19 protein-coding genes are annotated in these 19,175 nt (G+C 65.5%); 13 read left to right on the top strand and 6 right to left on the bottom strand.

Going from position 1 to position 19,175, the window contains the following annotated elements; translation table 11 throughout:
• Positions 1–145: 145 nt before the first annotated feature.
• Positions 146–709: a flavin reductase family protein gene (locus AB4Y63_RS14295; protein WP_441791730.1), complete on the bottom strand. Its 564-nt coding sequence runs from the start codon at positions 707–709 to the stop codon at positions 146–148.
• Between the two features lie 71 nt (positions 710–780).
• Between AB4Y63_RS14295 and hisD the strand changes: the two genes are divergently transcribed.
• The 3 genes from hisD to AB4Y63_RS14280 all read left to right on the top strand — a co-directional run bounded on the left by hisD (position 781) and on the right by AB4Y63_RS14280 (position 3,763).
• On the top strand, positions 781–2,091 hold the full coding sequence (hisD, locus tag AB4Y63_RS14290; protein WP_441791729.1) for a histidinol dehydrogenase: 1,311 nt from the start codon (positions 781–783) through the stop codon (positions 2,089–2,091).
• A gap of 102 nt (positions 2,092–2,193) precedes the next feature.
• Positions 2,194–2,679 (top strand): transcriptional regulator NrdR, encoded by a 486-nt coding sequence (nrdR, locus tag AB4Y63_RS14285; protein WP_441791728.1) that lies wholly within the window; start codon positions 2,194–2,196, stop codon positions 2,677–2,679.
• 55 nt (positions 2,680–2,734) lie between these two features.
• On the top strand, positions 2,735–3,763 hold the full coding sequence (locus AB4Y63_RS14280; protein ID WP_441791727.1) for a quinone-dependent dihydroorotate dehydrogenase: 1,029 nt from the start codon (positions 2,735–2,737) through the stop codon (positions 3,761–3,763).
• A gap of 292 nt (positions 3,764–4,055) precedes the next feature.
• Here AB4Y63_RS14280 and AB4Y63_RS14275 read toward each other — a convergent pair whose 3' ends face one another.
• Positions 4,056–4,520: an SRPBCC family protein gene (locus AB4Y63_RS14275; RefSeq protein ID WP_441791726.1), complete on the bottom strand. Its 465-nt coding sequence runs from the start codon at positions 4,518–4,520 to the stop codon at positions 4,056–4,058.
• A gap of 37 nt (positions 4,521–4,557) precedes the next feature.
• Positions 4,558–5,430: an SDR family oxidoreductase gene (locus tag AB4Y63_RS14270; protein WP_441791725.1), complete on the bottom strand. Its 873-nt coding sequence runs from the start codon at positions 5,428–5,430 to the stop codon at positions 4,558–4,560.
• A gap of 116 nt (positions 5,431–5,546) precedes the next feature.
• On the opposite strand from AB4Y63_RS14270, the gene AB4Y63_RS14265 reads away from it, so the two are divergent.
• Entirely contained in the window at positions 5,547–6,257 is a 711-nt protein-coding gene (locus tag AB4Y63_RS14265) for a pyridoxine/pyridoxamine 5'-phosphate oxidase (RefSeq protein WP_441791724.1), read from the top strand.
• Positions 6,258–6,433: 176 nt separating this feature from the next.
• On the opposite strand, the gene AB4Y63_RS14260 is transcribed toward AB4Y63_RS14265, so the two are convergent.
• Positions 6,434–7,471, bottom strand: a complete 1,038-nt coding sequence (locus AB4Y63_RS14260) for an App1 family protein (protein ID WP_441791733.1) — start codon at positions 7,469–7,471, stop codon at positions 6,434–6,436.
• Positions 7,472–7,640: 169 nt separating this feature from the next.
• On the opposite strand from AB4Y63_RS14260, the gene AB4Y63_RS14255 reads away from it, so the two are divergent.
• The 5 genes from AB4Y63_RS14255 (at position 7,641) to AB4Y63_RS14235 (ending at position 11,737) form a co-directional block, all read left to right on the top strand.
• Positions 7,641–8,348 carry a TetR family transcriptional regulator gene (locus AB4Y63_RS14255; protein WP_441791723.1) on the top strand — a complete coding sequence of 236 codons (708 nt, stop codon included), beginning with the start codon at positions 7,641–7,643 and terminating at the stop codon, positions 8,346–8,348.
• 101 nt (positions 8,349–8,449) lie between these two features.
• Complete coding sequence (locus AB4Y63_RS14250) at positions 8,450–9,328, top strand: ABC transporter ATP-binding protein (RefSeq protein WP_441791722.1); 879 nt, start codon at positions 8,450–8,452, stop codon at positions 9,326–9,328.
• Positions 9,325–10,074 (top strand): ABC transporter permease, encoded by a 750-nt coding sequence (locus AB4Y63_RS14245; protein ID WP_441791721.1) that lies wholly within the window; start codon positions 9,325–9,327, stop codon positions 10,072–10,074. Before AB4Y63_RS14250 ends, AB4Y63_RS14245 begins: the two co-directional genes overlap by 4 nt.
• Complete coding sequence (locus tag AB4Y63_RS14240; protein WP_441791720.1) at positions 10,071–10,811, top strand: ABC transporter permease; 741 nt, start codon at positions 10,071–10,073, stop codon at positions 10,809–10,811. Before AB4Y63_RS14245 ends, AB4Y63_RS14240 begins: the two co-directional genes overlap by 4 nt.
• On the top strand, positions 10,811–11,737 hold the full coding sequence (locus AB4Y63_RS14235) for an ABC transporter substrate-binding protein (protein WP_441791719.1): 927 nt from the start codon (positions 10,811–10,813) through the stop codon (positions 11,735–11,737). The genes AB4Y63_RS14240 and AB4Y63_RS14235 overlap by 1 nt, the downstream gene beginning before the upstream one ends.
• 56 nt (positions 11,738–11,793) lie before the next feature.
• Here the strand turns inward: AB4Y63_RS14235 and AB4Y63_RS14230 are convergent, their stop codons facing one another.
• Complete coding sequence (locus tag AB4Y63_RS14230; protein ID WP_441791718.1) at positions 11,794–12,759, bottom strand: M56 family metallopeptidase; 966 nt, start codon at positions 12,757–12,759, stop codon at positions 11,794–11,796.
• Positions 12,760–12,821: 62 nt separating this feature from the next.
• Positions 12,822–13,217 (bottom strand): BlaI/MecI/CopY family transcriptional regulator, encoded by a 396-nt coding sequence (locus AB4Y63_RS14225; protein ID WP_441791717.1) that lies wholly within the window; start codon positions 13,215–13,217, stop codon positions 12,822–12,824.
• 108 nt (positions 13,218–13,325) lie between these two features.
• Here AB4Y63_RS14225 and AB4Y63_RS14220 point away from each other — a divergent pair, with 108 nt between their 5' ends.
• From AB4Y63_RS14220 to cydC, 4 genes are read left to right on the top strand one after another with little or no spacing between them, the layout of a single operon-like run.
• A complete protein-coding gene (locus AB4Y63_RS14220) occupies positions 13,326–14,738 on the top strand; it encodes a cytochrome ubiquinol oxidase subunit I (RefSeq protein WP_441791716.1) in 1,413 nt (470 codons plus the stop codon).
• Between the two features lie 9 nt (positions 14,739–14,747).
• Complete coding sequence (cydB, locus tag AB4Y63_RS14215) at positions 14,748–15,752, top strand: cytochrome d ubiquinol oxidase subunit II (protein ID WP_441791715.1); 1,005 nt, start codon at positions 14,748–14,750, stop codon at positions 15,750–15,752.
• A gap of 3 nt (positions 15,753–15,755) precedes the next feature.
• A complete protein-coding gene (gene cydD, locus AB4Y63_RS14210; RefSeq protein ID WP_441791714.1) occupies positions 15,756–17,414 on the top strand; it encodes a thiol reductant ABC exporter subunit CydD in 1,659 nt (552 codons plus the stop codon).
• Complete coding sequence (cydC, locus tag AB4Y63_RS14205) at positions 17,407–19,170, top strand: thiol reductant ABC exporter subunit CydC (RefSeq protein ID WP_441791713.1); 1,764 nt, start codon at positions 17,407–17,409, stop codon at positions 19,168–19,170. The genes cydD and cydC overlap by 8 nt, the downstream gene beginning before the upstream one ends.
• The last annotated feature ends 5 nt before the right edge of the window (positions 19,171–19,175 follow it).

The raw sequence follows: 19,175 nt of genomic DNA, 5'->3' as shown, positions 1-19,175 counted from the left end.
GCGCAGCATTAGCGTGGGACATGAGGGTCTCCTGGTTTTAGTGAATGTCTAAGCAACACCACTGTGAACCGGAGACCCTCACCCTTTCGTCAATGACTACAGCGAGTCGTCACACCGAGTCAACCAACGTCCCTGGGCAGTACAGCTAGACGGCAGCGCCTGGCGTGCGGAAGGTGCGCTCGTGGTAGAGCAGCGCCTCGTCGTCGACGCCCATTCCGCCGCTCTCGATCTGCACCACCACGACCGCGTTGTTGTGCACCGGCACGCGCTCGATGATCCGGCCGACCATCCATGACGTCACGCCGTTCAGCAGCGGCAATCCGAACGGTCCGGGATGCCAGTGGTCGCCGATGAAACGAGCGGCGTGTGGTCCGGCCAGCAGCTCTGCCACCGCCCGATTGCGGGCGCCGAGCATGTGGATGATCACCCGGTCGCTCTCAACAATCGCCGGCCAGGTGCTCGCTGAGCGCGCCATGTTGAATGTGGCGAGCGGAGGAACCGCGGAGAGCGAGGCCAACGAGGTGGCGGTGAAGCCGACGGGCGAGCCATCCGGGGCCAGGGCCGTGATCGCTGCGACGCCGGCCGCATGACGACGGAACGCATGCTTGAAGGCGGCGAGGTCGACGGGCTCTGAAGCGTCGAGCGGGGGAGCAGTGGCGTCCGGTCGCGGATCGGCATCCTGTGGCCGGGGTGTGAGGGAACTATTCATTCAGATGCAGCACTCTCTTTCAGATCGAGCCTAATCCCCAGTGCGGAATGTTCGCGGATAGGCTAGCTGGGATGATCCAGACCATAGACCTCCGCGGAACCCGGCTCAGCCCGGCCGAACTGCTCGCCGCTGTGCCGCGTGCACTGACCGATGTCGCGCTCGCCAGCGACGTCGCGGCCGAACTGATCGCAGATGTGCGAACGCGCGGCGTTGCCGCGCTGCTCGACCAGGCCGAGCGCCTCGACCGAGTGCGCCCCGAGCATGTGCGAGTTCCCGCTGAGCAGATTGCAGAGGCAGTGGCCGCCCTCGATCCGGCCGTGCGCATCGCCATCGAAGAGACGATCAGGCGTGTGCGCCTGGCCAGTGCTGCCCAGGTGCCGCCGCGCGTCACGACCACGATCGCCGACGGCGCCGAAATCACCCAACGCTGGCAGCCGATCCACCGAGTGGGCCTCTACGTTCCCRGCGGCAAGGCCGTCTACCCGTCGAGCGTCGTAATGAATGTCGTTCCGGCCCAGGTCGCCGGGGTCTCCCAGATCGCCCTCGCCTCACCGCCGCAGCGCCACTTCGGCGGCCGCGTGCACCCGACCATCCTTGCCGTCGCCGGGCTCCTCGGCGTCGACGAGATCTACGCGATGGGTGGGGCCGGCGCGGTCGGCGCATTCGCCTACGGCGTGCCAGACCTCGGACTCGACCCCGTGCAGCTCGTCACCGGCCCCGGCAACGTCTACGTCGCTGCAGCGAAGCGCCTCGTGCGTGGGCAGACCGGGATCGACGCCGAAGCCGGACCCACCGACATCCTCGTGATCGCCGACGACACCGCCGACGCCGCGTTTGTCGCAGCAGACCTGGTCAGCCAGGCAGAGCACGATGAGCTCGCCGCCGCGGTGCTGGTTACAAACTCCCCGGCGCTGGCCGCGGCCGTCGAAGCCCGCCTCGACGAGCTTGCCGTGTCGACGACACACAGCGAGCGAGTGACTGCTTCGCTCTCCGGCACGCAGTCGGCCATCGTACTCGTCGACGATCTGGCCACGGCCGCCGCGTTCAGCAATGCGTTCGGGCCGGAGCACCTCGAAATTCAGACGAGTGAGCCGGATGCCGTGCTTGAGAACATCGAGAATGCCGGCGCCATTTTCATCGGCCCGCACTCCCCGGTGAGCCTCGGGGACTACGCGGCCGGCTCGAACCACGTGCTGCCGACCGGTGGCCAGTCACGGTTCTCGTCGGGACTCGGTGCCTACACGTTCTTGCGACCGCAGCAGGTCGTGCGCTACAGCGAAGATGCCTTGCGCACCGTCGCGGCCCACATCGGTGCGCTGTCGGATGCCGAGGCGCTTCCCGCCCACGGTGATGCCGTGCGCGTGAGATTCGCGGGGGAGTAGCTCGAGACGGACGCTTGTGTGCGACCCGAGCTCGCGTGAGAGCGCCTGCTCGGGGTGGGGGCATCCGTCTCGTGCGATTCGTCACGGTAAGCTGAATACACAATGTTTTGCCCGTTCTGTCGCCACCCAGACTCCCGAGTCATCGACTCGCGCACGAGCGACGACGGACTGTCGATTCGACGCCGTCGCCAGTGCCCCGAATGCGGTCGCCGTTTCAGCACCACCGAGACAGCCAGCTTGAACATCATCAAGCGCAGCGGTGTCGTCGAACCGTTCAGCCGGGAGAAGATCGTCGCCGGCGTGCGCAAGGCCTGCCAGGGTCGTCCGGTCACGGATTCCGACCTGGCATTGCTGGCTCAGAAGGTCGAAGAGACGATTCGTCAGACCGGAGCCTCGCAGATCGACGCCAACGACATCGGTTTAGCGATTCTGCTGCCGTTGCGGGAGCTCGACGAGGTGGCGTACCTGCGGTTTGCCAGCGTCTACCAGGCGTTCGACTCGCTCGATGACTTCGAAAGTGCGATCACTCAGCTGCGCGCAGAACATCAAGACGGCACGCGCGTTCAGCCCCCGACGCCGTCTGTATAAACACCTCGCATCTACCTCGTCCGCAGCAACCTCGACCGAGCGGTAAAACTCCAGAATGTATCGACTTTTCTTCGCCCAGGTGCTGAGCCGTATCGACCCGGAGCGCGCCCACCACCTCGCGTTCGTCGTGATTCAGGCATTGCCGACACTCGGCTTCGGCCGCCTCGTGAATCGGTTCACGCGTCCGCGCACCGATCAGAGTGTCACAACCCTCGGACTGCGCTTTGAGTCGCCGTTCGGCCTGGCCGCCGGCTTCGACAAAGACGGCAAAGCCGTCATCGGCCTCGGCCAGCTCGGTTTCGGGCATGTCGAGGTGGGCACGCTCACCGCCGTCGCGCAGCCCGGCAATCCCGCACCGCGGCTGTTTCGCCTGATCAAAGACCGTGCCGTGATCAACCGGATGGGCTTCAACAACGGTGGCGCAGCATCCGCAGTGTCCCGTCTGTTCAAGGTGCGCTCCGTGGCCGGTCGCCCGGTGCTCGGCATCAACATCGGCAAGAGCCGCGTGGTCGAGGTGGAGAACGCCACCGCCGACTATCTGGAGAGCGCCACGGCGCTCGCCCCGCTCGCCGACTACCTTGTCGTCAACGTGAGCTCACCGAACACGCCGGGTCTGCGCGGGCTGCAGGAACTCGACCAGCTCGCCCCCCTGCTCACCGCGGTGAAGACGGCGGCCGGCACGACGCCCCTGCTGGTCAAGATCGCTCCCGACCTCAGCGACGAGGAGGTCACTCGCATCGCCGAACTGACCGTCTCCCTGAAACTCGACGGAATCATCGCGACGAACACGACTCTGTCGCGCGCCAATCTGAAGACGGATGCCGCGGTGGTCGAAGCGGCCGGCGCCGGCGGACTGTCCGGAGCCCCGTTGCACGCCCGGTCCCTCGCGGTGCTCAAGCTGATCCGTGCGTCGGTTCCCGCCGAGCTCTGCGTGATCTCGGTCGGTGGCGTTGAAACGGCGGAGCAGGTTGTCGAGCGTCTCGATGCCGGCGCCACACTCGTGCAGGGTTACACGGCATTCCTCTACCAGGGTCCGCTCTGGGCGCGCCAGATCAACCGAGGGCTCGACCGCTTGCGCGGTTAGCTTTCTCGACCGCGATTCTGCGGGGTGCGCTCATTCCGTGGCCTCGAGTGCGACCTGCTCTGTCACATCCCCCGCTACTCTGGCGGGATGACAGATTCGACGGTGGTCTACGATAACGGCGGCTGGTGGCTTGCCTTGGCGATCGTCACTGCCGGACTCGCCGAAACGAAGGGTCGTCGTCGGTGGGTATGGTTTGTCCTCGGGCTGTTGCTCGGCCCACTTGCAACCGCGATGGTAGTGGTTTGGGCGCGCCCCGCCGAGTCGGCGTTCGCGCGGTCAGTTGCTCCGGGCTCTAGCCTGGGGGCGCCTGCTGAGCCGCAGTGACCAGAAACCGATTGCGCTGTTCGATCAGCCGACGTAGGTAGCGCGCGAGGACTAGTTTCTCCGCGAGGCGGCCGAGTACTCCAAATGGAGCGCTGAATTCAACGTGATCGATCATCGTAGTGCGCCCCTGATGCTCACTAAAAGTGTGTTCGTGACGGAACGAGCGAAACGGTCCACGCACCTGCTTGTCGACGAAGGAACGGGGAATCGCCATCTCCGTGATTCGGCTCGTCAGCCGGAACGGAATCCCGAAGTGACGTGCTCGCCAGGTCACCTCCTCGCCCTCGGCGATCAGACCACCCGTCACTCCTCCGATCGCGCGCTCGCGAGAGCGCGACATCGAGTCCACGTGCACATCGATGCTTCGCGCCAGATCGAACGATTCCTGAATCGTCGTCTCTAGCTCGGTGCGGCACTGGAAGTAGACGGTCATAGTCGAAGTCAGGCAGGTCTGTAAAACGAGGTCGCGGTCATTCCGACTGCTCCAGGCCGACAAGCTCCGCGCTCACCTTCCAGAGCCGGGCGGCATCCGCCTGGTTGTAGCTGCGCGGTGACGACCTGGCCTGATTGCCGTTGGCGAAGAAGCGGCCAGTAGTCTCCGCGAGTTCGGGGGAGGACGCGAGCAAGATCGACGTTGCTGCTCCCCGGGCCGGGCTCTTCATGAACGGGCGAGCGAGCGGCACAAACAGCCGCTGGATCGGCGCGGGGTCGTCGGCCCCGAAGCCGGTGTTCACGACGCCGGGATGCAAGGCATTGACCGTCACCGACGTGCCCTCCAATCTCCTCGCCAACTCATAGGTGAACAGAACATTGGCGAGTTTCGACTGGTTGTAAGCCCGGGAGCCGGAATACGAGCGCTCACCCTGGAGATCGTCGAAATCGATCCGGCCGAGGGCCTGCGCATTCGACGACACCGTGACGATACGAGACGGAGCGCTCTGCGTGAGCCGATCACGCAGCAAATTGGTCAACAAGAACGGAGCGAGGTGGTTGAGCGCGAAGGTGTGCTCGAGGCCGTCGACGGTGACGTGTCGAGTGTTCCAGTAACCGCCGACGTTGTTGATCAGCACGTCGAGGCGGGGCAGCCGTTCGAGCACGTCGTCCGCGAGCCTCCGCACCTCGGCCTGGGACGAGAGGTCGGCGACGAATACGTCGACCTCACCGCCACCCACCCGTTCAATCTCCCGCCGCGCGTCGTCGGTGCGTGCCCGGTCTCGCCCGGTGATCGCGACGTGGGCGCCCCTTTCGGCGAGGCCGAGAGCGGTGGCGCGTCCGATGCCCCCGGTTGCACCGGTGATGAGCACGATCCGGTCGGTCATCGAGCGATCAGCATTCTGATTCATCGCTGCTCCTTCGCTACCGTTGTGAACGCGCCGACGCTCGAACACGCTGACGCCTTCAGCGTAGAACCAGTCTGGCCCCGCCGTCAGGCCGCGCCGATTTTCGCTACGCTCCTGGGATGACGCCCGAATCCTCGCCGGGATCCTCGCCGGCCGCAGCGCCGCCAGCCGACCAGGCCAACTCCCTGCGGCAGTGGCTCCGCAGCTTGCCCATGTTTCCCGCCGCGCTACCGCCGCTCGACGTTGCCGCGCTTCCGACCACGCCGGACGAGCTCTTTCTCCGGTGGCTGCGCGAAGTCGCAGCGGCCGGCCAACCCGCCGCCCGGGTGATGACGCTGGCCACTCGAGGCGACGACGACATGCCGGCCGCGCGCAATGTCTTGCTGACCGCCCTCGACGAGCACGGCTGGCAGTTTGCCACGCACGCGTCGAGCCCGAAGGGGCGGGCCCTCGCGGCGCATCCGTTCGCGGCGGCTACCTACTTCTGGCCGGTGCTTGGCCGCCAGGTGCGTCTCACCGGCCCGGTTCTTCGTCTGTCAGCGGATGCCGCCGCGCGCGACTTTCGCGAGCGGTCCGAGACCGCGCGGGCATCGATTCTGGTTGGACACCAGAGTGAGGTGCTTGCCGCTCCGGATGCCTACCAGGCCGCCTTCGATCGTGCGCGGAATGCTCTGCACGACAACCCGGCCCTCGTCGATCCTGAGTGGGCCGTCTACGCACTCGCGCCCGAGCGAGTCGAGTTCTGGCAGGGCTCGACGACGGGACCGCAAACCCGCGCGCTCTATCAGCGCGTGGGCGCCTCGTGGGCGATCTCGACGCTGTATCCCTAGTCGCTCCGTTGCGACTTCCCGCTCCGAAGGAGCGGCCCCAACAATCTCGGCGCGGGCTATCCCCGCGGGCGCGCGTTCTACCCATCGCCCACGGGGATACACCGCGCCAGAATTCGCAGAGAACAGCTCGGCGGCAGAAGACGGCGCCAGACGACCGCGCCAGAACGCGAGGCTGGTTAGAGCAGGCCGCGCTCGGCGAGCTGATTGGCGAGACTCGAGCCATCCGGGCCGTAGAACCAGGGGGCGTCCGGCGTGCCGTGCATGGCGTCCTTCGAACGGCCACCGGCCAGAACGGCCTGGCTGGGGGATAGCTGACGGATGGCCACCGCGGCCACGTTGTCCGGAAACTCCCGCTGGAATTCGCTGTAGATCGCCTCGTCGTGCTGTCCGTCGTCGCCGACCAGAATCCAGCGCATCTGCGGGAACTCGCCGGCCAAACGGCGCAGGTTGTCGCGCTTGTGCTCGCGGCCGCTGCGGAACCAGCGGTCGTGGGTCGGTCCCCAATCGGTGAGCAGCAGCGCGCCGGCCGGGTACAGATTGCGGGAGAGGAACCGGGTGAGAGTGGGCGCGACGTTCCAGGCGCCGGTCGACAGGTAGATAACGGGTGCCCCGGGCGCCCCGACGGCCAATCGGTCGAGCAGCACGGCCATGCCGGGCGTAGGAACCCGGGCGTGCTCGTCGAGAACAAAGGTGTTCCAGGCCGCAAGAAGCGGGCGGGGGAGCGTGGTCACCATGACCGTGTCGTCGACATCCGAAATGATGCCGGTGGTCACGGTGGGGGCCACGATGAAGACCGGAGATTCGACCGGGGCGGCAGACCCCGGGGTGTGCAGCAGCGCCGTGTGCCACCCCGGAGTGAGCGCGACCGAAACCACCGCGTCGACGACGCCGCCACGGTCGGCCTGAACCTGATGTACCGTGCCGTCGATTTCAATGGTCACCAAGGCGTCTTGCACGGGAACGCTGGTGAAACTGCGCCAGCCGCGCAATCCGGCGTCGCGACGCTCGGCTCGCCGACGCAGAAAACTGCGTGTCGGTTCCTTGCGTTTGGGCTGTGCGGGCTTGGTCAGCAGAACACGGCACAGGATGCGTGCCCAGTCGGTTGACCCATAGCCGGTGTACGGGATGACCGTCGGTCGGTGGCCGCGTCGGCGTGCGAACCGATCGCGCACATTGTGCAACGCATCCTCGAAGCGGGCCGCGCCATGCATCATGGTTGCCGGAGCCGTCGCGTTCGATCGTTCGGCGGGAGAATGTTGCACTCACTCAGTCTGGCACGCCCGGCTGGAGATCGGCCGGTGGCAGGGGGCGACACACGATCGGCGGTGTGCAAGTGACGTCGTCGGCTCCTTTAGGATTGAAGTCACTAGTGCAGGAGGATCCGTGGCGTTTGGCGACATGTTCAGTGTGGGATCTGGAGCTGCGAATCAGCAGATTCGCGTGGAGCCCATTCAGCAGCGGAGTGCAGCGCGATTGTCGGCACTGCTCGACGCCGCGGCAGAAGTTGTAGATGAGATCGGTTTCGACCGCATCACGACGGCAATGGTCGCCGAGCGTGCCGGCGCCTCGATCGGCACGGTCTACCGTTATTACCCTGACCGCGTCGCTGTTCTGAACGCGCTGCGCGACCGGGCCGATCAGCGGTTCCGTGAACGGGTCATCCTTGAGCTGGATATCAGCGAACCGGAGACCTGGTGGGACGCCCTCGACTGTGCCATCACGGCCTATGTCGGTCTGCACCGTTCCGAGCCGGGCTTCCGCATCATGAGCTTCGTCGATCGTGAGCGCGCCTCCTTCGGCGAGGACGTCGATGGCGGTTTCTTCGCCACCCGATTGGCCCACGTGCTGGCGGAGGAGTTCGGCCTGCCCGGCGGGCCCGACCTCATCTTCCGCCTCGAAGTCGCACTGGAGATGGCCGACGGGATCATCACCCGTGCCTTCTACTCCGATCCGCAGGGGGACGAACGGTTCATCGACGAGAGTCGCCGCGTCGTGCACGACTACCTGGTCGGCTATTACGGGCCGAGCGCTTCGCTCAGCGCCCCGCAGTCCTCCCGGCCCGCAAATCCACTCGCGCTTCTCGCAGACTGATCCCAACTCGTTCCAATCTTTTTTGCCTCTGGCCCCGAAGAATGGTTGTGTTGATACCTGGCACGTGTTGATCCGACTCCATTCGAGGAATGAGCCACCCCATGATCGAGTTTTGTGCAGTCACAAAACAGTTTCCTGACGGCACCGTTGCCGTCAACGATTTCAGCCTGGTCATTCCTTCGCGAAAAACCACCGTGCTGGTGGGATCCTCGGGTTCCGGCAAGACGACGCTCCTGCGCATGATCAACCGCATGGTCGACCCGACGGCCGGCATGGTGAAGATCGACGACACCGACATCAGCACCCTTCCGCCGGTGAAGCTACGGCGTAGCATCGGCTACGTCATGCAGAACTCCGGTTTGCTGCCGCACCGCACGGTCATCGACAATGTGGCAACGGTTCCCCTCTTGCGCGGGGTGCCCAAGAAGAAAGCGCGTCAGGATGCGCTGGGCCTGCTGGATACGGTCGGCTTACCCCGGTCGCTGGCCGACCGCTATCCCAGCCAGTTGTCTGGCGGACAGCAACAGCGCGTCGGAGTGGCGCGCGGGCTCGCGGTCGACCCGAACATCCTGCTGATGGACGAGCCGTTCGGGGCCGTCGATCCGATTGTGCGCCGCGAACTGCAGCAGGAACTCGTGCGATTGCAGCAGCAACTCGACAAGACCGTGGTCTTCGTGACCCACGACATCGAGGAAGCTTTTCTGCTCGGTGACCAAGTCGTCATCCTGCAGCAGGGCGGTTTCATCGCCCAGGTCGGCTCGCCGAAACAGATCCTGAGCGCCCCCGCGAACGACTTCGTCGCGAGCTTCATCGGAGCAGAGCGCGGCAAGCGCGCTCTTCACGTCGAGAGTCATGGCGGCAGTGACGTGCTCGTCGACAGCGAAGGACGCGTAGCCGGCGTTCTTGTCGGCAACAACAGGCCCGTCGCGGCAGCCCCGACGCCCGGCGGGGAGAGAGAGGCGCAGGGAGAAGTCCGGTGACTTGGATCTGGTCCAACCTCGATCTGCTCGGCGAGCTCACACTCGTCCACCTGTCGCTGTGCCTCCCCGCCATCGTGCTCAGCTTCGTGATCTCGCTCCCACTCGGCTGGTTGGCCAACCGCTACCGGCTCAGCCGCGGACTGCTACTGACTCTCTGCGGACTGCTCTACGCGATCCCCTCGTTTCCGCTGCTCGTCGCCCTGCCGGCCGTCGTCGGCGTCGAGGTTCGTTCGCCGGCCAACCTGATCATCGCTCTCACTCTCTATGGAGTGGCCTTGATGGTGCGGGTGGTGGCGGATGGCCTCGCCGCGGTCGACGCCGACGTTCGGCAATCTGCCGTCGCCGTCGGATTCTCGGCCTGGAGCGCGTTCTGGAAGGTGGAACTTCCGCTGGCCGGACCGGTGCTGGTGGCGGGCATCCGCGTGGTGACGGTCAGCACGGTCAGCCTGGCCACCGTCGGCGCGATTATTGGAATCCAAAGCCTCGGTAGCTTGTTCACTGACGGATTCCAGCGCAGCATCCAACCGGAGATCATCGCCGGAATCGTGTTGACGGTGGCCGTTGCCCTCGTACTTGACGCTCTCGTCGTCGGGATCGGTCGCCTCATGATGCCGTGGACACGGCGTCAGAAGAAGATGAGCAACGGATCGAACGGGGCGAGCGGTGTCGTGAACGGTTCGCCGAACGAAACAGCGCACAGTGGTCAGGGTGGACCGACTGCCGTGGAGCCGGCGGTGACGGCATGAACTATTTCGCCGAAGCGCTCGCTTGGCTGACGGATCCGGTCAACTATGTCGGACCGAACGGCATCCCGACCCGGCTGGCCCAGCACATTCTGTTCACCGTTGTCACCGTCGTGATCGCCGCGGTGATCGCCATTCCTCTTGGATTCCTCGTCGGGCATACCGGGCGAGGCCGCGGGCTCGCGGTGTCGTTCTCGGGCGGGATCCGAGCGATTCCGACGCTGGGCTTGCTCACACTCGTCGCACTGTGGGTGGGAATCGGGTTGGAGGCGCCCTATGTGGCGCTGGCCGTTTTGGCGATCCCGCCGATCCTTGCCGGTGCCTACAGCAGTTTCGAGGCGGTCGACCGGCGCACGATTGACGCGGCTCGTGCCGTCGGGATGAGCGAGCTGCAGATTGTGCGAAAGGTCGAGATCCCGCTGGGCCTTCCCCTCTTGATCGGCGGCATCCGCTCAGCCACACTGCAGGTGGTCGCGACAGCGACGTTGGCCGCCTATGTCGCAAATTTTGGCCTGGGGCGTCCGATTCTCGAAGGTGTGAAGACACAGAACTATGCAGAAATGCTCGGCGGGTCGATTATTGTCATCCTGTTGGCGTTGGCCTTCGAAGGTGTGTTGGCCTTGACCCAACGGCTTGTTGTTCCACGCGGCGTCGTAGCTGGACGCCCCCGCGATGTCCGCTCGCGACCGACCCGGTCGCCGGCGGTGATGGGAACTCCCATCGAGGAAGGGAAGAACTGATGTTCACAGCACATAAAGGCCGGCTGGCGCTTGTAGGCGCCGTCGCGGTCGGGGCCATGATCGCCCTGTCAGGGTGTTCAACCGGTAATCCTCTGGGCAGCGGGGACACGGGTTCGGCGAACTCCGAGACCCTCGTGGTCGGTTCGCAGGACTACTACTCCAACGAAATCATCGCCGAGATCTACGCGCAGGCGCTCGAGGCCAAGGGATTCACCGTGCAGCGCGATTTCCGGATCGGGCAGCGCGAGGTCTACCTGCCCGAGATCGAGGCCGGCAAGATCGACGTCTTCCCCGAGTACACGGGTGACCTGCTGCAGGCGCTCGACAAGAACGCGGTCAGCGCATCGAGCGAAGATGTCTACACCGCCTTGACGAAGGCGCTGACCACTGACCTGCGTGCCCTGGATCAGGCCGCGGCCAGTGATGCAAACACCTGGACGGTCACCAAGGCCTTTGCCGAGAAGTACAACCTCACCGACATCGCCTCTCTCACCAATGTCACGGAACCCATCATCGTCGGCGGCAACTCTGAGCTGGAGACCCGGCCATACGGTCCTACCGCCCTCAAAGAGAAGTACGGTGTGGTGACCGCGGGATTCACCCCCGTCGAAGACGGCGGCGGCCCGCTCACGGTGAAGGCGCTGGAAGACAACAGCATCCAGCTGACCAACATCTACACGGCCAGCCCCGCATGGGCAGACGGCAAGCTCTTCGCGCTGGCCGACCCCGACCACCTGTTCTTCCCGTCGAATGTCGTGCCGATCGTCTCGAAGAAGGTCGACGACAAGGCAGCCGCTGTTCTGAATGATGTCAGTGCTGCGCTCACGGAGGACGATCTCGTGGCGCTGAACGCCGAGAGTGTCAATGAGCAGAAGTCAGCGGATGTCATCGCGGCGGCCTGGTTGAAGCAGGCTGGAATTCTGTAGAACGATCGCTGGTCGAGGAGCGCCCGACGAAGTCGGCCGCTCCTCGACCATCGGAACTAGCTCAGCAACAGCAGCATCGCCGTCGGCACCGCCAACAGCAGGACGGCGCCGGCGAACACGGCGACGCGGGCCGCGACCGGCAACGGCGGGTACTGACCGGTCAGCCGTCGCACCCGGGGGAGCACCATGTCGAAGGGGTGGTCCGGCTCCGCGGCGGCTGTGGTCTCCGCATGCGCGGTCTCGGTGAAGGACTCCACGGTCGGATCGAATCGACCGGCTGTTCCGACGAGCGCAATGGCGCGGGCCAGGGTGATGTCGTCGACGACGTGACGCGCTTGGTCATCGGCGAGCATCTCGACGAGCAACGCGACGGCGTTCTCCGAGCGGTTCGCGATGGGGAACCACGGAAGGGCGCTGTGCCAGGACTTGAAGGCCAGCAGAACCATGTGGTGTTGCTGCGAGAGGTGCGCCTTCTCGTGGGCGATGACCCCGCGAAGTTCATCGGGCTGCAGCAGCTTGAGCATTCCGGCCGACAGCACAGTGATCGAGCGGGTGGCGCCAGGCAGACAATAGGCCACGGGAGCCGCATGTTCGATCACGCGGGTGCCCGGCCGATCGGGCAGCGGCTCACTCAGCAGTTGCACCAGTTGGTGGTGTCGGCGGCGCTGGCGCTCGGTGCGCACGAATGTCGCAACCAGATTCAGGATGAGATGGGTTCCGAGCAGAATCGCACCGGTGAGTGCGATCAAATGATCGAACCCGGTCTGGGCCGGCAGCGTGCCGTTCAGCAGATGAGTTGCCAATGACGTGAGAGCGCTCGGAAGCGTGTCGCCGAACGGGATGAGCCCCCAGGTGAGCAGAGCCCCGATCATCGACAGCCCGCCGGCCAGTGCGATCGCCTGCCAGAGTGCGAGTGCGGTGCCCGGCGCCCGATTCGGCCAGGTTGCCTTGGCGAGCAGGATCGGAACCGGCCAGGCCAGGGCGACAGTGAGAAACGCGAGAGCGAAGGCAGCGAAAAGCACGTCGGTGTGGGCTGTCGCGGGTGTGGGGGAGTCGGACTATCGGCGGGGTCGGGCCGTCGGCCTTAGCGGGCGCCGGCCGGTGAAGTGACCGTGCCGCTCCCGAGCAGCTGACGCAGCGTATCGGCTTCTTGCGGACTGACGTTGCCGATGAAACGGGCCAGCGCGGCCTCGCGGTCGCCGCCGGAACCGAGAACTTCGTGCATGAGCTCGGCCGTGTGCTCTGCCCGCGACGTAACCGCGTGGTAGAGGTGCGGGCGGCTCTCGCGATCGCGCGTGACGAAGCCCTTGTTTTCGAGGCGGGAGAGTACCGTGAGCACTGTCGTCGTGGCGAGTTCCCGAGAAGCGGGTGTGGTTCGGTGGTCGGCAAGCTGATCGCGAAGTTCATTCGCAGATAGTGCCTGGTTGGTGTCCCACAAGACATCCATCAGCGATCGTTCCAACTCACCCAAACTTGCCATGGCATTAGTTTATCTGCATTTCGATTTGCTTTCTACGCCACGTAGAAGAGTATTGTTCTACTTGTTGTAGAAGTTGCCCAGAATGGCAATCAACTGAGTGGAGAAAACATGAATGAGTGGCTGGACCCGTTACTCCTCTCGAGGTGGCAATTCGGGTTGACAACCGTCTACCACTTCCTCTTCGTCCCACTCACTATCGGGCTCTCACTCACCGTGGCCCTGTTCCAGACGGCATGGGTACGCACCGACAAGGTCAAGTACCTGCAGCTCACGCACTTCTTCGGCAAGATCTTCTTGATCAACTTCGCCATGGGCGTCGTCACCGGAATCGTGCAGGAGTTCCAGTTCGGGATGAACTGGTCTGACTACTCGCGGTTCGTCGGCGACGTCTTCGGCGCCCCGCTCGCCTTCGAGGGGATCGTGGCGTTCTTCCTGGAAGCCACGTTCATCGGTCTCTGGATCTTCGGCTGGGACAAACTGCCGCGGAAGTTGCACCTGGCCACGATCTGGCTGGTCGTGATCGGAAGCACGGCATCCGCGTACTTCATCATCGCGGCCAACGCGTTCATGCAGAACCCGGTGGCGTTCCAGATCAATGAGGCGAAGGGACGGGCTGAGCTCACCAGCATCGGCGAGCTGCTCAGCAACCCGATCGCTCTCGCGGCGTTCCCTCACACGATTTTCGCCTGCTTCATGGTCTCGGCCGGCTTGATCATCTCGGTCGCGGCCTGGCACCTGTACCGCAACCAGCACCTCGACACGATGCGCCCCGCACTCAAGCTCGGCCTGTGGATGATGGTCATCGCCGGCATCGGAACCACACTGATGGGTGACCAGCTCAGCCTGGCCATGGTCGATGCTCAGCCGATGAAGATGGCGGCGGCCGAGGCGCTCTATCACACGGCGAGCGGGGCGAACGCATCGTTCTCGATCTTCACGCTCGGCACGCCCGACGGTGTGCACGAACTGTTCTCGATTCGGGTTCCGTACCTGCTCTCGTTGCTGTCGACCCACACGTTCGACGGCACGGTTGAGGGCATCAACAACTTGCAAGAGCAGTACGTGCAGCTCTACGGCCCCGGCGACTACACCCCGATCATCTGGGTCACCTACTGGTCGTTCCGCTGGATGATCGCGCTCGGCATTCTGCACATCCTCGTCGCGGTGGTCGGCCTGTGGCTGACCCGCAAGGGGCGGATGCCGAAGAACAAGTGGGTCTGGAAGGCCGCGATCTGGAGCTTCCCACTGTCGCTCGCCGCAATGATCGTCGGCTGGATCTTCACCGAGATGGGCCGGCAACCGTGGCTGGTGTTCGGGCTGTTGAAGACCGAAGACGGAGTCTCACCCGGAGTGAGCGGCGTCGAAGTGCTGATCTCGCTGATCGCCTTCACCCTGATCTACGGCGCCCTCGCGGTCGTCGAGTTCAAACTCATCATCAAGGCGGTGAAGAAGGGGCCGGACGACGCCCCGACTCCGCACCCCGAATCCGGGGAAATCGCCCCCCGCGTCACCGTTTACTAGGAGCTGATGATGGATCTCAACTACCTCTGGTTCTGGATTATCGCCGCGCTGTTCATCGGCTACTTCGTGCTCGACGGCTTCGACTTCGGTGTCGGAATGTCGCTGCCGTTCCTCGGAAAAGACGACACCGATCGCCGGGTGCTGATCAACACGATCGGCCCGGTCTGGGACCTCAACGAAACCTGGCTGATCGTGGCGGGAGCCGCGCTGTTCGCCTCGTTCCCCGAGTGGTACGCGACGATGTTCAGTGGCTTCTACCTGCCGCTGTTGATCATTCTGCTGGCGCTGATCGCCCGCGGTGTCTCGTTCGAGTACCGGCACCAGCGCCCCGAAAGCCGCTGGAAGGCCTGGTTCGACGGCATGATCATCGTCGGCTCCGCGGTGCCTGCGCTGCTCTGGGGCGTTGCCTTCGCCAACGTGGTGCGCGGGGTTCCGCTCGATGAGGGGTACAACTACATCGGCACGCTCTTCGATCTGCTGAACCCGTACGCGCTGCTCGGTGGCCTCACCACCCTGCTGCTCTTCTTCACGCACGGAGTCGTCTTCGTGGCGTTGAAGACCGAGGGCGACATCCGGGTGCGTGCCCGCAGCCTGGCCATCCGGGCAGGGGTCGTCACGATTCTGGTCGCGGCGTCCTTCCTGGTCTGGACGACATTCGCGTATGGCACCGTCGCATCCGCTCTTCTGGCTCTCGGCGCAGCGCTGACTCTGGTGGCCTCGTTCGTGGCCAACGTGCGGGGCAAGGAAGGCTGGGCGTTTGGCCTGATGGCCGCAACGATTGCACTGGCCGTGCTGACCCTGTTCGCCTCGCTGTTTCCCGATGTCATGCCGGCCAGCAACAACCCGGCGAACAGCCTGACCATCGAGAATGCCTCGTCGACGCCGTACACTCTGAGCGTGATGAGCTGGACGGCGCTCATCGCGGCCCCGGTCATCTTCCTCTACCAGGGCTGGACATACTGGATCTTCCGCAAGCGCGTCAGCCGCGCACACATCGAACAGGCAGCCCACTAAGACATGCGCCCCCTCGACCCCCGACTCCTGCGCTACGCCACAGCGGCACGCTGGTTTCTCGCCGGCACCGCCGTGGTCAGCCTGGTGCAGACCTTCGCGGTCATCGCCTTCGCCTGGCTGCTCAGCCAAGCGATCACCGGGGCGGTCGAGGGGCGCCCGCTCTCCGAATTGGCGGGCGGGATCGGGGCGCTGGCCGCTGTGGTCGTGCTGCGCGCGGTGCTGATCTGGCTGCAGGAGCTCTTGGCCCAGCGTGCGTCAGCAGTCGTGAAGACCCAGTTGCGTTCGCAGGTGCTGGATGCCGTGGCGCGGCGCGGGCCGGACTGGCTGGCCGGGCGTCAGAGCGCGCAGGTGTCGACGGTCGTCACCACCGGTCTCGACGCGCTCGATAACTACTTCTCCCGCTACCTGCCACAGCTGCTGCTGACCGCGATCGCAACGCCGATCCTGGTGCTCGTGATGCTCACGCAGGATGTGCCGAGCGGGATCACGGTGATCATCGCGTTGCCGCTCATCCCGATTTTCATGATTCTGATCGGCCTGGCGACCCGCGGTGTGCAGAAGTCCCAGTGGGAGTCACTGCAGCACCTGTCGAACGGTTTTCTCGACCTGGTCGGGGGGCTCGGAACCCTGAAGATCTTCGGCCGGGAGAACCGCCAGACCACACGGCTGCGTGCGATCACCGAGGACTACCGTCAGCGCACGATGGCAGTGTTGAAGGTCTCGTTCCTCAGCGGCTTCGTGCTTGAGCTGGCCGCGAGCCTCTCGGTCGCCCTGGTTGCGGTGGGAGTCGGGCTGCGTCTGGTCGACGGTTCGCTGCTGCTCGGGGTGGGTTTGTTCGTGCTGCTCCTCGCCCCGGAAGCGTTCTTGCCGGTGCGACAGGTCGGCGCCCAGTTCCACGCGGCCGCCGACGGTCTCGCGGCGGCGGAGGAAGTCTTCGCGATTCTGGACGAAGATGAGGGGCGAGGTGTCGAACGGGCTGCCAGGACCGATGCGGCCCTGGCCGCTCTGCCGTTCGGGAGGTCGACGGATGCCACGCTCTGCTTCGACGATGTCACGATCATGCGGGGAGACTCACCGGTGATCGACCGATTCACCGCCGAGTTCCGAGCGGGCGAGTTCAGCGTGATCACCGGTCCGAGCGGGGTCGGAAAGTCCACCCTGGTCGCGGCGTTGCAGGGATTCATCGACTATGACGGCATGATCACCCTGGACGACGCACTGCTCCAGCCGGGTTCCTCGCGCGGGTGGCTGGCCTGGTCGGGGCAACGGCCCGGATTGTTCGCCGGGACGATTGCCGAGAATGTGACGCTGGGGGAGGCATCCGTCGATGTCGGCCTGCTGCGCCGCGCGCTCGCCGATGCCGGCGCGGCCGAGCTCGACCCGGAGACGATGTTGGCGGTCGCCGGAGACGGCCTCTCGGGTGGGCAGGCGCAACGCGTGAGCGTGGCGCGTGCCTTCTACCGGGCGCGGGCTGAGGACTGCGCCGTCGTGGTGCTCGACGAGCCGAGCTCGGCGCTGGATGCTGCTGCTGAGGCGGCGCTCATCCACGGGGTGAAGGCGCTCGCCGCCGAGGGGCGTATCGTGATCGTGATCAGCCACCGGCCGGCCGTCTGCGCCGCCGCCGACGCGATCGTCAGAGTTCAGGAGTCCGCTCATGTCTGAGGCGACTCTGACTGCCACAGCGTCGAATGCTGATGCGGCTTCAACCGAGCTGAAGGCCGAGGCCCGGTCGGTGTTGCGGATGGCGCAGCCGCGACCGCGCTGGTTCGTGCCCGGTCTGTTGGCCGGTGTGGGCAGCGCTCTGTCGGCGGTGGCGCTGCTCGCCTGCTCGGCCTGGCTGATCACGCGGGCGGCCGAACAGCCACCGATCATGTTTCTGTCGATGGCCATTGTCGGGGTGCGAGCGTTCGCGCTCAGCCGCTCGGCGTTTCGCTATCTCGAGCGAGTGGTCAGCCATGACGGCGCGTTCCGCCAGCTCGCCGCGCTCCGTGTCGGCGTGTTTCGCCGGTTGGTGCCGCTCGCGCCGGCCGGTTTGTCGGGCACCGGGCGCGGTGACCTGCTGACGCGACTGGTTCGGGATGTCGACGACCTGCAGGATTTGCCGCTGCGCGTCGTGCAGCCGCTGCTGACCTCACTGATCGTTGCGGTGCTGAGTGTCGTCGGAGTCTGGCTGATTCTTCCGGCGGCCGGCATCGCCCTGGCGGCCTGCCTAATCGTCGGAGGGCTGCTCGGAACCGTGCTGTCGGGGGCTGTCGCCGCGTCGTCAGAACGGGCCATCGCCCCGCTCCGCGGTCGGCTGACCAATGACGTGCTCGAAGTGGTCGAGAACCTCGACGTGCTGCGCTCCTTCGACGCACTCGGCGGGCGCCTGGCGACGATCGCCGAGCTTGACGCCCGGCTGCGCCGCGCGACGCTCCGCCGCGCGCTGGGCTCTGGCCTCCAAGCCTCCATCACCTCTCTCGTCGCCGGGGCTGCCACTCTCGCTGCCCTCGTGCTCGGAATCCCGGCTCTCGGTTTGCCCGGTTCCGAGGGCGCACTCGGTGAGTTGAACGGACCGGCACTGGCCGTGATCGTGCTTGTTCCGATGGCCGTGTTCGAGGTGTTCGCCGCGATTCCGGCCGCCCTCGGGGTGTGGCGTCAGGTGCGCGCGAGCGCCGAGCGAGTCGCCGGTGTGGCACCGGCCGTGGTGCCGGTCGAGATTCCTGTTGAGAATCCGTTTGATGTCTCGGCTGCGGCGGAGAACTCCGAAACACCTGTGCCGCTTCGCCCGGTGCTTGAGGTGGCTGACCTCGAGGTGCGCTGGCCGGGGCAGTCGGCTCCGGCGGTTTCGGGCGTGTCATTCCGCCTGCAGCCGGGCGACCGGATGCTGCTGGCTGGGCCGAGCGGTACCGGAAAGACCAGCATCGCCCACGCGCTCGTGCGCTTCCTCGACTACACCGGTTCATATCGGATCGACGGCGTCGAGGCCAGTGAGCTGCCACAGCGCGAGGTGCGACGTGTGGTCGGTCTGTGCGAACAGCGCCCGTGGCTCTTCGACGAGAGCATCCGTCAGAATCTGCTCTTCGCCCGCGACACGGCCACCGACGACGAGCTCTTGGCGGTGCTCGACCGGGTCGGACTCGCCGAGTGGACGGCCGAGCGCGGGGGGCTCGACGCCCAGGTCGGACAGCGCGGCGCCCTCGTCTCGGGCGGGCAGGCGCAGCGGATCGCCGTTGCGCGGGCACTTCTCGCCGACTTCCCGGTGCTGATCCTCGACGAACCAACGGCGAACGTCGACGTGCACCAGGCCGACCGGCTGGTGCGGGATATCCTGCAAGCCGCCGGTGCCGAACGGGTTGTGCTCCTGATCTCGCACACGCCGGTGCCCACCGAGCTCATCACGGCGCGACTCGACCTCACCTCACGGGCCGACTTCTGAGCGGG

The sequence above is a fragment of the Leifsonia sp. YAF41 genome (assembly GCF_052113185.1).
GTDB lineage: Bacteria > Actinomycetota > Actinomycetes > Actinomycetales > Microbacteriaceae > Cryobacterium.
The sequence above is the reverse complement of the archived record's forward strand: the minus strand, read 5'-3'. Positions and strand labels throughout refer to the sequence as shown.